The sequence below is a fragment of the Faecalibacterium sp. genome, from assembly GCF_052358865.1.
Taxonomy (GTDB): domain Bacteria; phylum Bacillota; class Clostridia; order Oscillospirales; family Ruminococcaceae; genus Faecalibacterium; species Faecalibacterium butyricigenerans.
Map to the genome: position 1 here is coordinate 20,824 of NZ_DAWCVJ010000021.1, position 14,587 is coordinate 35,410.

13 protein-coding genes are annotated in these 14,587 nt (G+C 62.4%); 4 read left to right on the forward strand and 9 right to left on the reverse strand.

The window, feature by feature from the left end; translation table 11 throughout:
• Nucleotides 1-134: 134 nt before the first annotated feature.
• From ACT8X9_RS05350 to ybaK, 9 genes are all read right to left on the reverse strand, one after another.
• Nucleotides 135-3,830: a phosphoribosylformylglycinamidine synthase gene (locus ACT8X9_RS05350; RefSeq protein ID WP_444268354.1), complete on the reverse strand. Its 3,696-nt coding sequence runs from the start codon at nucleotides 3,828-3,830 to the stop codon at nucleotides 135-137.
• Nucleotides 3,831-3,988: 158 nt separating this feature from the next.
• Complete coding sequence (gene purD / locus ACT8X9_RS05355) at nucleotides 3,989-5,290, reverse strand: phosphoribosylamine--glycine ligase (protein WP_249234367.1); 1,302 nt, start codon at nucleotides 5,288-5,290, stop codon at nucleotides 3,989-3,991.
• A 12-nt stretch (nucleotides 5,291-5,302) separates the two neighbouring features.
• Entirely contained in the window at nucleotides 5,303-6,493 is a 1,191-nt protein-coding gene (locus tag ACT8X9_RS05360; protein ID WP_444268355.1) for a phosphoribosylaminoimidazolecarboxamide formyltransferase, read from the reverse strand.
• A gap of 17 nt (nucleotides 6,494-6,510) precedes the next feature.
• Nucleotides 6,511-7,311, reverse strand: coding sequence for an IMP cyclohydrolase (locus ACT8X9_RS05365; RefSeq protein ID WP_227619920.1), 801 nt, complete (start codon nucleotides 7,309-7,311; stop codon nucleotides 6,511-6,513).
• 16 nt (nucleotides 7,312-7,327) lie between these two features.
• A complete protein-coding gene (gene purN / locus ACT8X9_RS05370) occupies nucleotides 7,328-7,921 on the reverse strand; it encodes a phosphoribosylglycinamide formyltransferase (protein WP_249234365.1) in 594 nt (197 codons plus the stop codon).
• Nucleotides 7,915-8,961, reverse strand: a complete 1,047-nt coding sequence (purM, locus tag ACT8X9_RS05375) for a phosphoribosylformylglycinamidine cyclo-ligase (RefSeq protein WP_412589556.1) — start codon at nucleotides 8,959-8,961, stop codon at nucleotides 7,915-7,917. Before purM ends, purN begins: the two co-directional genes overlap by 7 nt.
• 2 nt (nucleotides 8,962-8,963) lie before the next feature.
• A complete protein-coding gene (purF, locus tag ACT8X9_RS05380; protein WP_444268356.1) occupies nucleotides 8,964-10,442 on the reverse strand; it encodes an amidophosphoribosyltransferase in 1,479 nt (492 codons plus the stop codon).
• Nucleotides 10,442-10,942 (reverse strand): 5-(carboxyamino)imidazole ribonucleotide mutase, encoded by a 501-nt coding sequence (gene purE, locus ACT8X9_RS05385; RefSeq protein ID WP_227619924.1) that lies wholly within the window; start codon nucleotides 10,940-10,942, stop codon nucleotides 10,442-10,444. Before purE ends, purF begins: the two co-directional genes overlap by 1 nt.
• A gap of 478 nt (nucleotides 10,943-11,420) precedes the next feature.
• Nucleotides 11,421-11,903: a Cys-tRNA(Pro) deacylase gene (ybaK, locus tag ACT8X9_RS05390; protein ID WP_227619925.1), complete on the reverse strand. Its 483-nt coding sequence runs from the start codon at nucleotides 11,901-11,903 to the stop codon at nucleotides 11,421-11,423.
• A 98-nt stretch (nucleotides 11,904-12,001) separates the two neighbouring features.
• Between ybaK and ACT8X9_RS05395 the strand changes: the two genes are divergently transcribed.
• The 4 genes from ACT8X9_RS05395 to ACT8X9_RS05410 all read left to right on the forward strand — a co-directional run.
• Nucleotides 12,002-12,226, forward strand: a complete 225-nt coding sequence (locus ACT8X9_RS05395) for a hypothetical protein (RefSeq protein WP_444268357.1) — start codon at nucleotides 12,002-12,004, stop codon at nucleotides 12,224-12,226.
• A 147-nt stretch (nucleotides 12,227-12,373) separates the two neighbouring features.
• On the forward strand, nucleotides 12,374-13,387 hold the full coding sequence (gene aroF, locus ACT8X9_RS05400; RefSeq protein WP_444268358.1) for a 3-deoxy-7-phosphoheptulonate synthase: 1,014 nt from the start codon (nucleotides 12,374-12,376) through the stop codon (nucleotides 13,385-13,387).
• A 121-nt stretch (nucleotides 13,388-13,508) separates the two neighbouring features.
• Nucleotides 13,509-13,928 carry a DUF3783 domain-containing protein gene (locus ACT8X9_RS05405; protein WP_444268359.1) on the forward strand — a complete coding sequence of 140 codons (420 nt, stop codon included), beginning with the start codon at nucleotides 13,509-13,511 and terminating at the stop codon, nucleotides 13,926-13,928.
• The coding region (locus ACT8X9_RS05410; RefSeq protein WP_444268360.1) for an FAD:protein FMN transferase at nucleotides 13,925-14,587 on the forward strand (663 nt) is incomplete at its 3' end. The genes ACT8X9_RS05405 and ACT8X9_RS05410, both read left to right, overlap by 4 nt.

The window sequence follows — 14,587 nt, forward strand, 5'->3', positions numbered from 1 at the left end:
CTATCGCTCGACAGCTCCCCTACCGAGGGGAGCCTCTGGCGAAGAGGTAAAGTTTTCCGCCCTGCCAAAGCCTCCCCTCGATAGGGGAGGTGGCACGGCAAAGCCGTGACGGAGAGGTTTTTCTTATTCTACCATCAAATCTTGAAATAGTCCACGCCGCCCTCGAAGATCGGCTGATACTTATCGCCGGTGACATTCTTGTAGAGGTACTCGCCGCTGCGCTCCGAGTGGCCCATCTTACCAAAGACGCGGCCGTCCGGGCTGGTGATGCCCTCGATGGCGAGGACGGAGCCGTTGGGGTTATACCGCAGGTCCATGCTGGGGTTGCCGTCCTGATCGACGTACTGCGTTGCGATCTGGCCGTTGGCGATGAGGGTATCCAGCACGCTCTGAGGTGCCACAAAGCGTCCCTCGCCGTGGCTGATGGCCACGGTGTGCTGGTCGCCCACGCTGCACTTGGACAGCCACGGGCTGCCGGTGGAAGCGATGCGGGTGCGCACCAGCATACTCTGGTGGCGACCGATGGTGTTGAAGGTCAGGGTCGGGTCGTAGGACGTGATGGGGCGGATGTCGCCGTAAGCGGCCAGACCCAGCTTGATGAGGGCCTGGAAACCGTTGCAGATGCCCAGCATCAGGCCGTCACGGTGCTGCAGCAGATCGCGGACCGCCTCGGTGACGGCCGGGCTGCGGAAGAAGGAGGCGATGAACTTGGCGCTGCCGTCCGGCTCATCGCCGCCGGAGAAGCCGCCGGGCAGCATGACGATCTGGCTCTCGTTGATGGCCTTCACCAGTGCCTCGCAGCTGGCAGTGACGTCAGCGGGGGTCAGGTTGCGGATGACCAGCACCTCGGGGTCAGCACCGGCGCGGGCAAAGGCGCGGGCGGTGTCGTACTCGCAGTTGGTGCCCGGGAAGACCGGGATGATGACCTTCGGCTTTGCCACGCCGATCTTGGGCGCAGCGGGAGCGGTCAGGCTGCCGCTGATCTTCTCGACGACGGGGCCGGACTTGCGGTAGGGGTAGACCGGCTCGAGCTTGGACTCCCAGATCTCCTGCAGCTGTGCCATATCCAGCTTGTCGCCGCAGCACTCGAAGACGTAGTCCGCCGTGGTCTCGCCCAGCAGCTCACCGGCCGGGGCGTCGGAGACCATCTCCAGCACGATGGAGCCGTACATGGGCTTGAACATATCGTGAGTAGACATCTTGGTCATCATCTTGAAGCCGATGCGGTTGCCCAGACCCATCTTGAAGAGGGCCTCGGCCAGACCGCCGTAGCCCACAGAGCAGGCGGAGGCCACGATGCCCTCCTCCATCATCTGCTCGACGATCTTATAGTTGGCTTTCAGGGAGAAGAAGTTGGGACAGCCGGTCGCCGGATCGAGGATGGGCCGGAGGAGGACGACCGTGCTCTCCGGCTTCTTGAACTCGGTGGAGACGACGCGGCTGGCCTTGCCGATGGCCGTGGCGAAGGACACCAGCGTGGGAGGCACATCCAGCTGCTCGAAGGAGCCGGACATACTATCCTTGCCGCCGATGGAGGCGATACCGAGGCCCATCTGGGCATCCAGAGCGCCCAGCAGAGCGGCCAGCGGCTTGCCCCAGCGCTCCGGCACATTGCCCAGACGCTCGAAATACTCCTGGAACGTCAGGTAGGCGTCCTCATAGCGGAAGCCGCTGGCCACCAGCTTGGTCACGCTCTCGATCACGGCCATCTGCGCGCCCACATACTGGTCGGCGCTCGTCAGATAGGGGTTGTAGCCCCATGCCATGCCGGAGCAGGTGTTGGTCTCGCCGTCCACCGGCAGCTTGGCCACCATGGCGTTCTGGGGGGTCAGCTGGCGTGCGCCGCCGAAGGGCATCAGCACGGTGGCTGCGCCGATGGTGGAGTCGAACCGCTCCGAAAGGCCCTTCTTGCTGCAGACGTTCAGGTCGCCCACCATGTTCTTCATCTTCTGCTCGAAGGTCACACCGGCCCACTGGGGCTGCCAGACAGTGCCCTTCTCGATGTGGACGTTCTGGTGCTTCTCGGCACCGTTGGAGTTCAGGAACTCGCGGCTGATGTTGACGATGGACTTGCCGTTCCACACCATGTTCAGACGCTTTTCTTCCGTGACCTTCGCCACGGGGGTGGCCTCAAGGTTCTCCTCAGTGGCAATGGCGATGAACTTGTCCACATCCTCGGGGGCCAGCGCCACGGCCATCCGCTCCTGACTCTCGCTGATGGCCAGCTCGGTGCCGTCGAGGCCGTCGTACTTCTTCGTGACCTTATTCAGGTCGATATACAGGCCGTCGGCCAGCTCGCCGATGGCAACGGAGACGCCGCCTGCGCCGAAGTCGTTGCAGCGCTTGATCATCTTGCAGGCATCCTCGCGGCGGAACAGGCGCTGCAGCTTGCGCTCGATGGGGGCGTTGCCCTTCTGCACCTCGGCACCGCAGTGCTCGAGGCTGTCCAGCTTGTGGGCCTTGGAGGAGCCGGTAGCGCCGCCGATGCCGTCACGGCCGGTGCGGCCGCCCAGCAGGACGATGACGTCGCCGGGGGCGGGGCACTCGCGGCGGACGTGGGAAGCGGGGGTCGCACCCACGACAGCACCGATCTCCATACGCTTTGCCACATAGCCGGGATGATAGATCTCATCCACCTGACCAGTGGCGAGGCCGATCTGGTTGCCGTAGGAGGAATAACCGGCGGCAGCGGTCGTCACCAGCTTGCGCTGAGGCAGCTTGCCGGGCAGGGTCTCGCTGACGGGCTTGAGGGGGTCGCCTGCGCCGGTGACGCGCATGGCCTGATAGACGTAGCTGCGGCCGGACAGGGGATCACGGATGGCACCGCCGATGCAGGTGGCCGCACCGCCGAACGGCTCGATCTCGGTGGGATGGTTGTGGGTCTCATTCTTGAAGAGGAAGAGCCAGTCCTCGTCCTTGCCGTTGACATCGCACTTGATCTTGACGGTGCAGGCGTTGATCTCCTCAGACTCATCGAGGTTCTTCAGGATACCCTGCTTTTTCAGCTCCTTGGCACCGATGGTGGCAAGGTCCATCATGCAGCGGGGCTTGTTCTCGCGGCCAAGGTCGGCGCGCATGGCCATGTAGCGGTCAAATGCCTTCTGCACCACGGCATCGTCGATCTGGACGTCGTCCAGAATGGTGCCGAAGGTGGTATGGCGGCAGTGATCGGACCAGTAGGTGTCGATCATCTTGATCTCAGTAATGGTCGGGTCGCGCTTCTCCGAGCGGAAATACTCCTGACAGAACTTGATGTCGCCGAGGTCCATCGCAAGGCCCTTCTCATCGATGAACTTCTTCAGGCCCTCCTCGTCCAGCTCGTTGAAGCCGTCCAGAACAGCCACCTCGGTGGGGACGGGATACTCCATCTTCAGGGTAGCCTTGGTGTCCAGCGAAGCCTCGCGGGCCTCCACGGGGTTGATGACGTATTTCTTGATCTCAGCCAGCTGCTCGTCGGTCAGGGTGCCCTCCAGCAGGTAGACGCGGGCAGAGCGCACCAGCGGGCGCTCGCCCTGACTGATGAGCTGGATGCACTCGGCGGCAGAGTCGGCGCGCTGGTCGAACTGGCCGGGCAGGTACTCCACGGCAAAAGACACGCAGCCGTCCGCAGCGGGCAGCTCCGCATAGGTATTGTCCACCGGCGGCTCGCTGAACACAGTGGGCACGCACTGCTCGAACAATGCCTCGTCGATGCCCTCCACGTCGTAGCGGTTGAGCAGCCGCAGGCCGCTCAGCTCCTTGATGCCCAGCAGCGAGACCAGCTCGTTGCGCAGGCTCTGGGCCTCGCCGTCGAAGCCGGGTTTCTTTTCAACATAGATACGATATACCATTGGGTATTTCCCTCCTGTATCGATTTTTCCGTCCGGGCGGAACCTCTCCGCCGCGCCACCTCCCCTACCGAGAGGAGGCCTTGGCATATCGGAGAAGTTTTCCTCTTCGCCAGAGGCTCCCCTCGATAGGGGAGCTGTCTGCGAAGCAGACTGAGAGGTTATTCTTCCGCCAGCGCCTTCAGCGCCCGCATCCCGATGTCGGTGCGCTTGTGCAGCTTGTCGAAGTGGATGTGCTCTGCGGCCTCGTAGGCGATGGCGATGGCCCGGGGCAGGCCGGGCGCAGTGGCCGTCACGCCCAGCACGCGGCCGCCGTTGGTGACGAGCTGACCGTCCTCGGCGATGGCCGTGCCGGAGTGGTAGACCGTGACGTCCGGCTCATCGGGCAGCTGACCGTCCACAAGGCCGGTGATGGGCTTGCCCTTCTCGTAGGCCACAGGGTAGCCGCCAGAAGCGAGGATGACGCAGGCAGCCGCGCCGTCGGAGAACTTCACCTCGGTGTCGGCCAGCGTGCCCTCGGTGCAGGCGGTCATGATCTTCAGCAGGTCGCTCTCCAGCAGGGGCAGCACCACCTGCGTCTCGGGGTCGCCGAAGCGGCAGTTGTACTCGATGACCTTCGGGCCGTCCGGGGTGAGCATGAGGCCGAAGTAGAGACAGCCCTTGAAGGGGCAGCCCTCGGCGTTCATGGCCTTGATGGTGGGCAGGAAGATCTTCTCCATGCACTCGGCGGCGATGGCCGGGGTGTAGTAGGGGTTGGGGGCGACGGTGCCCATGCCGCCGGTGTTCAGGCCGGTGTCGTGGTCGTTGGCGCGCTTGTGGTCCATGGAGGATACCATCGGCTTGACCACCTTGCCGTCGGTGAAGCTGAGGACGCTGACCTCGGGGCCGGTGAGGAACTCCTCCACGACCACATGGTTGCCGGAAGCGCCGAACTTTTTATCCAGCATGATCTCCTTGACGCCCTCGGCAGCCTGCTCTTCGTTCTCGCAGATGAGCACGCCCTTGCCCAGCGCAAGGCCGTCGGCCTTGATGACCACAGGATACTTGCCCTCGGCCTTGATGTACTCCATGACCTTGGCGGGGTCGTCGAAGGTCTCATACTTCGCGGTGGGGATGCCGTACTTTTTCATCAGGTCTTTGGAGAAGACCTTGGAGGCCTCGATGCGGGCCGCAGCCTTGTCCGGGCCGAACGCCGGGATGCCGACCTTTGCCAGAGCGTCCACCATGCCCAGTGCCAGCGGGTCGTCCTGCGCTACCACGACATAGTCGAACTTTTCCGTCTCTGCAAAGCCCACCATCGTCTCCACATCGGTGGCCTTGATGTTGACGCAGTGGGCGTCATAGCCGATGCCGCCGTTGCCGGGCGCACACCAGACCTCACCGCAGTCGGGGCTTTTTTTCAGTGCCTTGATGATGGCGTGCTCACGTCCGCCGCCGCCAACGACCAGAATTTTCTTTGCCATTTTTATGCCCCCTTAGTGATGGAACAGCCGGATGCCGCAGAAGGCCATCGCAATGCCATACTTATTGCAGGTGTCGATGACCTGCTGGTCACGGATGGAGCCGCCGGGCTGGACGATGGCGGTGACGCCGGAACGGCGTGCCCGCTCGATGTTGTCGCCGAAGGGGAAGAACGCATCCGAGCCGAGGCAGACGCCGGTGACATGGCTCAGATACTCCTTCTTTTCCTCAACGGTCAGCGGCTCAGGCTGACGGGTGAAGGTCTCGGCCCAGACATCGTCGCCGATGACGTCCTCGGGGGTGTCGCCGATGTAGACATCGATGGCGTTGTCACGGTTGGGCTTTGCCACATCGTCGCGGAAGGGCAGGTCCAGCACCTTCGGCATATGGCGCAGCTGCCAGTTGTCGGCCTTCTGGCCCGCCAGACGGGTGCAGTGGATGCGGCTCTGCTGGCCTGCGCCCACGCCGATGGTCTGGCCGCCTGCGGTGTAGCAGACGCTGTTGGACTGGGTATATTTCAGGGTGATGAGGGCGATGATGAGGTCGCGCTTCTGCTCCTCGGTCACGGTCTTGTTCTCCGTGACCCAGTTGTTCAGCATGGTGTCGGCGTTGATGACCAGCTCGTTGCGGCCCTGCTCGAAGGTGATGCCGTAGACCTGCTTGTGCTCCACGGGGTTGGGCTTATAGGCGGGGTCGATGGCGACCACGTTGTAGTTTCCCTTCTTCTTGCCGGCGAGGATGGTCAGGGCCTCCGGCTCATAGCCCGGGGCGATGATGCCGTCGGACACCTCGTGCTGGATGAGCTTTGCCGTGGGCACATCGCAGACGTCGGAGAGGGCGATCCAGTCGCCGAAGGAGGACATCCGATCTGCGCCGCGGGCGCGGGCATACGCGCAGGCCAGCGGCGAAAGCTCCATGTCCGGGGCGATGTGGTACATCTTCCGCTCCACCTCGCTCAGGGGCAGGCCGAGGGCCGCGCCCGCCGGGGAGACGTGCTTGAAGGAGGCGGCGGCAGGCAGGCCGCAGGCCTCTTTCAGCTCCTTGACCAGCTGGATGGAGTTGAGGGCATCCAGAAAATTGATGTAGCCCGGCTTGCCGTTCAGGACGGTGACGGGCAGGTCAGAGCCGTCCTCCATATAGATGCGGCTGGGCTTCTGGTTGGGGTTGCAGCCGTACTTCAGCGCAAGTTCATTCATTTGGTGCATCCTCCTTGTATCTCGTGTTATTCTTCCTCGGCGTCGAGCTTCTTCAGCAGCTCCAGCTCCTCGGGCAGCAGCTCCGGCTCCTCGGGGTCGTCGAGGTCGCTGCACACAGCGTCGTATTTATTGAAGATCATGTCGCCGCTCTCGCCGGTCTCGAGGTCGATGACCCGGGCGAAGAGGCTGACCTTGTTGTCGGGGTTCAGGTTCTGCCACAGGCCATGGGCGAAATCGCCGATGGTGCGGGGGCAGGCGAAACGGAGCGGCTCGCCCTCAAAGCTGGGGATGGGGCTGCCGTTGTGCTTATAGGTGCTGATGAAGTGACCCTCCCCGGCCACGGGCTGCGGGTAGTCGAAGAAATAGCGCTGCACGCTCTCGCCGTTGCCGTCGGCAGACTTCAGGATGCTCATCTGATAGCTGCCGTCAGCGTACACCACAGCGGAGATGCGGGGGGTGTAGTTCGGCTCGTCCGGCTCGAAGGTGCGGGTGCGCAGGGCGTCGGCAAAGCTGCGGCCCCGGCTCATCTCGTCAAAGATGGTGTCGGTCTGGTCGCCGTTGGTGACGATGTGGGTCTTGCCGAGGGTCAGCACGGGGTTATAGATGATGAGGCTGGGGTCCTCCAGCTTGGCCGGGTCTGCCGCCATCGTGCAGATGCCGCCCCGCTCGGGCACCGGGTCGAATACCCGGTTGCGGCTGTTCTCGCTGCGGCCCATGATGAAATAGCCAATGAACATCTGACGGCCATCCGGTGCTTTTGCCACCGCGATGCCGCGGCCGGGGTACTCGTTGGAGGCCAGATATTCGTTCAGGTCGATTTTTTCCATTGTCTTTCTCCTATCGTTAAACCTCTCCGCTGCAGACCATCGCCACCGCCTGCGGCAGCAGCTTCCACTCGGCCTGCTCCATCACCCGCTTCTGCAGCACCTCGGGGGTGTCGCCGGGCAGGATGTCCACGGCCTTTTGTAACAGGATCGGCCCGCCATCGCACTCTTCATTGACGAAGTGGACGGTGGCGCCCGTCACCTTGCAGCCCCGGGCCAGCGCGGCCTCGTGGGGGCGCAGGCCGTACATACCCGGCCCGCAGAAGGACGGGATGAGGGCGGGGTGGATGTTCAGGATACGGCGGGGATAGGCCTCGATGACGCTGGGACCGAGCACCGAGAGGAAGCCCGCCAGCACCACGAGGTCGATGTCGTGTTCCTTCAGCGTCTTCAGCAGGGCGGCGTCGAACGCCTCGCTGGTGGCGTAGTCCTTCCGGCGGACGACCACGCCCTCGACGCCTGCCTTGGCTGCGCGCTCCAGCGCGTAGACGCCGGGCTTGGATGCCACCACCAGTGTGATCTTGCCGTTCGGGTTCTCGCCCCGGGCCTCACTGTCCAGCAGGGCCTGCAAATTGGTGCCGCCGCCGGACACTAACACAGCGATGTTCAGCACAGCTCGACACCCTCACCTTCTGCGATGACGCCCAGACGATAGGCCTCCGGCTCACCGTTGGCGTGGAGGATGTCCAGCGCCTTGTCGGCCTGCTCGGCGGGGACGGTCAGCACCATGCCGACGCCCATGTTGAAGGTGTTGAACATATCGTGCTCGGAGATATTGCCGGTCTTCTGCATCAGCTGGAAGAGGGCCGGAGTGCGGACATCCTCCTTCTTGATGCGGGCGCAGCAGCCCTTCTTCAGGCTGCGGGGGATGTTCTCGTAGAAGCCGCCGCCGGTAATGTGGGAGATGCCCTTGACATCCACCTCTTCCAGCACCTTCAGCACCGGCTTGACGTAGATCTTAGTGGGGGCCAGCAGGGCCTCGCCGAGGGTCTTGCCGCCCAGCTCTGCGGGGGCAGTCTTGAGAACGGCGGGATCGCCGTCGATGTCGAAAATCTTGCGCACCAGCGAGAAGCCGTTGGAGTGGACGCCGGTGGAGGGCAGGGCGATGATGACGTCACCGGGCTTCATGGTCTCATTGCTCAGGATCTTTTCCTTGTCCACGACGCCCACGGTGAAGCCGGCCAGATCGTACTCCTCCTCCGGCATCATGCCCGGATGCTCTGCGGTCTCGCCGCCCACCAGAGAGCAGTCGGCCTGCACGCAGCCCTCGGCCACGCCCTTGACGATCTCGGCGATCTTCTCGGGGATGTTCCGGCCGCAGGCAATGTAGTCGAGGAAGACCAGCGGCTTTGCACCGGCGCAGATGACGTCGTTGACGCACATGGCCACGCAGTCGATGCCGATGGTGTCATGCTTGTCCAGGATCATGGCGATCTTCAGCTTGGTGCCCACGCCGTCGGTGCCCGAGATGAGGACGGGGTGCTGATAGCCGGTGCAGTCCAGCTCGAACAGGCCGCCGAAGCCGCCCAGCCCGCCGATGCAGTGCTCGTTCATGGTGCGGGCCACATACTGCTTCATGAGTTCGACCGAGCGGTAGCCTGCGGTGATGTCCACACCTGCGGCTGCATAGCTTTCCGAATAGCTCTTTTCCATTGTTACTCTCCTAACTTTTTCTCGTCCTTGGGACGGTCATTCAGGTGGCGTTCATGAATATCGGTGGAAAGCACCTCTTCCGGCTTCACGGCGTACTGGCCGGTGAAGCAGGCAGTGCAGAAGCCGCCGTTCGCGTTCTGGGCCAGCCGGACGACGTGCTCCGTCGAAAGGTAGCCCAGCGTGTCGGCCCCGATGATCTCGTTGATCTGATCCACCGTGCGGCCGGTGGCGACCAGCAGCTTCTGGTCGGGGATGTCGGTGCCGAAATAGCAGGGATATTTGAAGGGGGGCGCGGAAACACGGAAGTGGACTTCCTTCGCTCCGGCGTCCCGCAGCAGCTTGATGATGCGGGCGGAGGTGGTGCCGCGCACGATGGAGTCATCCACCAGCACTACCCGCTTGCCCTTGACGGTGCTGGACACGACGTTCAGCTTGATGCGGACGCTGTTCTCGCGCTGCTTCTGGCTGCCCTGAATGAAGGTGCGGCCGATGTATTTATTCTTGATAAAGCCGATGCCGTAGGGGATGCCGCTCTCCTGCGAGTAGCCGAGGGCCGCATCGAGGCCGGAGTCCGGCACACCGATGACCACATCGGCCTCCACGGGGTGTTCCTGTGCGAGGAAGCGGCCTGCCTGCTTGCGGGCCTCATGCACCGAGCTGCCCTCAATGATGCTGTCGGGGCGGGCAAAGTAGATGAACTCGAAGACGCACATCTGGCGGTCGGGACGGCCGCAGTGGTCTTTGATGGAGCGCAGCTCACCGGTCTTGGTGTCGGCGATGACGATCTCGCCCGGCTCCACATCCCGCAGCAGCGTCGCACCGACGGCGTCCAGCGCACAGCTCTCGCTGGCGAAGGCATAGCCGCCGCCGGGCAGGGTGCCGATGCACAGGGGCCGGTAGCCCCGGGGGTCGCGGGCCGCGATGAGCTTGGTGGCCGACATGACCACAAGGCTGTAAGCGCCCTCGAGGACATCCATCGTCTTGCTGATGGCGATCTCGATGCTTCCCATCCGCAGGCGGTTGCGGGTGACGAGGTAGCAGATGACCTCGGTATCAGAGGAGCCGTGGAAGATAGCGCCCTCGTTTTCCAGCTGGCGGCGAAGCTCCAGAGCGTTCGTCAGGTTGCCGTTATGGCAGAGGGCCATGGTGCCCCGGCCATGCCGGACGATCATGGGCTGGGCGTTGGCCCGGACGCGGCTGCCGGCGGTGGCATAGCGGACATGGCCGGTGGCCATATGGGCCGTGGGCTTTGCCAGCGAAGCCAGCACCGCCGGGGTGAGCACCTCATTGACAAGGCCGAGGTCCCGGTGGCCGTTGATGACGCCGTCATCGTTCACGGCGATGCCGCAGCTCTCCTGCCCACGGTGCTGCAGAGCGTACAGGGCCGAGTAGGCGGCAGCCGCCACATCCTCCGTGCCTGCACGGTCATAGATGCCGAAAACGCCGCACTCTTCGTGAAGCGGGTATGCAAAATCAGACATTACAGTTCCTCGATCTCTTTCTGCAGTTTTTCTTCCTTTGCGGCGATCTGCTGCGCCATCGCGGTGCGCTCAGCCTCCAGACGGCCGGCCAGCGCCTCGTCGCCGAGGGCCAAGATCTCAGCAGCCAGCCATGCGGCGTTCTTTGCGCCGTTCAGGGCCACCGTAGCCACCGGGATGCCGCTGGGCATCTGGACGGTGGCCAGCAGTGCATCCAGACCGTCCATTGCGCCGCCCTTCATCGGGATGCCGATGACCGGCAGGGTGGTGTTGGCGGCGAAAGCACCAGCCAGATGTGCTGCCATGCCCGCCGCGCAGAGGATGACGCCGAAGCCGTCTGCCTTTGCCTTTTTTGCGAAGTCCGCCGCCTCAGCGGGGGTGCGGTGGGCCGACAGGATGTGGGCCTCAAAGGGGATGTCCAGCGCCTTGAGCTGGGCGCAGGCCCCCTTGACCACCGGCCAATCACTATCCGAACCCATGATGACTGCCACTTTACGAATCATCTGTATCCAACCTCTCTTTCTCAAAATCCCACGACACAAAAAACAAAAAAGGCTGTGATGCACCTACACCACGGCCTTTTATTTCGTCTGCGACAGCATAGACTCGCAGCAGGTTACACGAAGGCCCTGATGCATCCCCGCGCCGAGACGGCACTTGGTACTCAGCAGCTCATTCCACATTCTGCTCCTCCTCCGCAAACCTCGTTGTCCACGCTGTTCTTTCCGGCTGAAAAAAGAGTTTGCCTGCCCTTCCGTCCGCCGTCTAGATACAGTATACGGCAAAAAAACGCCTTTGCAAAGAGCGTTCGGGCAAATTTTCCCTTGTGTTCTCTGCTGTCAAAAAACTTTTTAAAATTTTGAGCAGTTTCGACATCGTTTTTCTTTTTAAGTACGACTTCTTGGAGAAACTTTCTATAATAAATATTCTTTTAAAGGCTCTCCCTCCGGGAGAGCTGGTGCAATGCGCCTGCGAGGCTTTTCAGAAGATGATCTTCGCGGTCGTTGCCCGTGCAGCCTTGATAAGGTCGGCAGCGGCGCAGCACACCTGCGTGCCGATGCGCCCGCCGGAGACGTAGACCTTCGGCTGGCTCAGCACGCTCTCGTCGAAAACGGTGGTGTATTGCTTCTTCATGCCCACCGGGCTGCAGCCGCCCCGGACATAGCCGGTGACTTTGTTGATGTCGGCAACGTGGATCATCGCCACGCTCTTTTCCCCCACGCTGCGGGCGGCGGCCTTCAGGTCAAGCTCCGCTGCCACCGGGATGACGAAAACGAAGTAGTTCCTGCTGGCCCCCTGCGTCACCAGCGTCTTGTAGACGCAGGCGGGGTCCTCGCCCATGCTGGCGGCGACGGTCACGCCGTCCACCGCCACGCCTTCTTCGTGGGGATATTCATGCGCGGTGTAGGCCACCTTGGCCCGCTCCAAGATGCGCATGGCGTTCGTTTTTGCTTCTTTGCCCATATGTAAGACCTTCTTACTTCGTTATTGTGTGTTTTGCCGCTTCCTCAAAGGCTCTCCCTTTGGGAGAGCTGTCTGCGAAGCAGACTGAGAGGGCAAGGATGCTGACGAGAACGTATAGGCACAGCGACAGCATCGCTCTTACAAAAGAAGCGCCTGTCGCTGTGCAACGAATCCGTCATGCCGGGCTTGCCCTCTCCGTCATCGCAAGCGATGACACCTCTCCCAAAGGGAGAGGCTTTTCCATCTCGCAGCACGTGTCATTTTCTTTTGAAGCGGACAACTTTATTTTACCACTTTCTCTCCCAAAATTCAAAAACTTTTGAGAAAGCTCTTGACTTCATGAAACTGAAGTGATATGCTATGTCCATGCCCCATCACTTCACGATAGTGAAGTTCATGATACTAAAACATCTGCGGCAAGGCGGCTTCCTCTCCCCTGCCGTACGGAAATAGGAAAAGGAGAACCCGCCATGATCATCGTACTCAAACAGGACGCCCCCGAAGCCAAGGTCCACGAATTCTGCCGCGAGCTGGAAGGCATGGGCCTGCAGATCAATGACTCCAAGGGCAGCGACACCCACATCCTCGGCCTCATCGGCGACACCAAGGCCATCGCCGAGAGCTGGGTGCTGGCAAATCCGGTGGTCGAGACCTGCCGCCGCGTCTCGGAGCCGTACAAGAAAGCCAACCGCAAATTCCATCCGGACGACAGCGTCATTGATGTGGAGGGCGTGAAGATCGGCGGCGGCAGCTTTGCCGTCATCGCAGGCCCGTGCAGCATTGAGAGCGAGGCCCAGATCACCTACTGCGCCCAGCGCGTCAAAGCCGCCGGTGCCTCCCTGCTGCGCGGCGGCGCATTCAAGCCCCGCACCTCCCCTTATTCTTTCCAAGGGATGCGCAGCGAGGGCCTCGACCTGCTCAAGCTGGCCCGCCGTGCCACCGGCTCCCCCATCGTCACCGAGATCATGAACACCGAGCATCTGCCCCTCTTTGAGAATGTGGATCTCATTCAGGTCGGTGCCCGCAATATGCAGAACTTCGAGCTGCTCAAGGCTGTGGGCCGTCAGAAGAAGCCCGTCCTGCTCAAGCGCGGCCTTGCCAACACGCTGGAGGAGTTCGTCATGAGCGCCGAGTACATCATGGCCGAGGGCAACGAGAACGTCATCCTCTGCGAGCGCGGCATCCGCACCTTCGAGACCAGTATGCGGAACACCCTCGACCTCGCCGGTGTGGTCATGCTCCACAAGATGACCCACCTGCCCGTCATCGTGGACCCCAGCCACGCCTGCGGCCACGCATGGATGGTGCCTCAGCTGGCAAAGGCCGCCGTCGCCGCCGGTGCCGACGGCCTGATGATCGAGGTTCACAACGACCCCGCCAAGGCCAAGTGCGACGGTGCCCAGAGCCTGACCCCCGACCAGTTCGACGAGCTGATGGGCTTCATCGGCAAAGAGGTGGAGTTCTTCGGCAAGAAGCTGAACTGAGTTTTGCACCGTGCGCCCTCTTCGGAGGGCGTTTTTTCTTTGGGCCGCGTTTTCTTTTTCCGTTCTTTATGGTATACTATAGTGTATTTTGAACTTCTCCCCTGAAATGAGGTATAACATCATGAAAGCACATATCGCACGCAACCAGAACGCCGGCGTCCCGCTGGCGCTGGGCTGGAACCTGTCCGCCGCCGACCGGGGCATCCTTGAGGGGATGGCCCCCGCCTTCGGCATGAAGCGGCTGCCCGTCTCCCCCGCCGACGCAGGCAAGACCGTCGCCCAGCTGCTGGGCGAGGTGGAGGTCAAGACCTCCCGCACCCTCGTGTTGGAGCCGGGAGCCTATCCTCCTGCGCTGGTGCTGGCAAACTTCCGGGAAAAAGACCTCGACACCCTGCTGGACCTCATGAAGCAGGCGCAGGTGAACATTCCCCTCAAGGCCGTCATCACCCCCTCCAACAAGAACTGGGTCTTCGGCGACCTGCTGGCTCACCTGTCTGAGGAGCACGCCGCCTTCACGGCTACGGCAAAGGAGCAGGCATGAGCATCAAGCGCTTTGTTTCCGCCCTGCTGGCCGGGACGCTCTGCCTGAGCCTCCTTGCTGCCTGCGGCTCATCCCAAAAGCCTGCGGCCTCCGGTGTGAGCGCGGATGCCCAGCGGTACAGCACCATCTTTTACGACGCGTTTGACACCGTAACGCAGGTCATCGCCTACTGCGACAGCGAGGAGGAGTTCAACCGCCAGATGGACGCCCTCCACGCCGACCTGCTGGAATACCACCGTCTCTACGACATCTACAACGACTACGACGGCGTGGTGAACGTCAAGACCATCAACGACAACGCGGGCACTGCCCCGGTGCAGGTGGACGATAAGATTCTCGGGATGCTGGAGCTGGCCCGGCAGATGTACGACACCACCGGCGGCAAGCTGAACATCGCCATGGGCAGTGTCCTCCGTATCTGGCACGACTGCCGCGAGGCCGCCGAGGCCACCGAAAGCGAGGCAGACAACCAGCTGCCCTCGCAGGAAGCGCTGGATGCCGCCGCACAGCACTGTGATATTTCTGACCTCGTCATCGACGAGGAGGCCAAGACGGTCTACCTCTCCGACCCCGCCATGTCCCTCGACGTGGGCAGCGTGGGCAAGGGCTATGCCGTCGAGATGGTGGCGCAGGCTGCTGAGGCCCGGGGCCTGACCAGC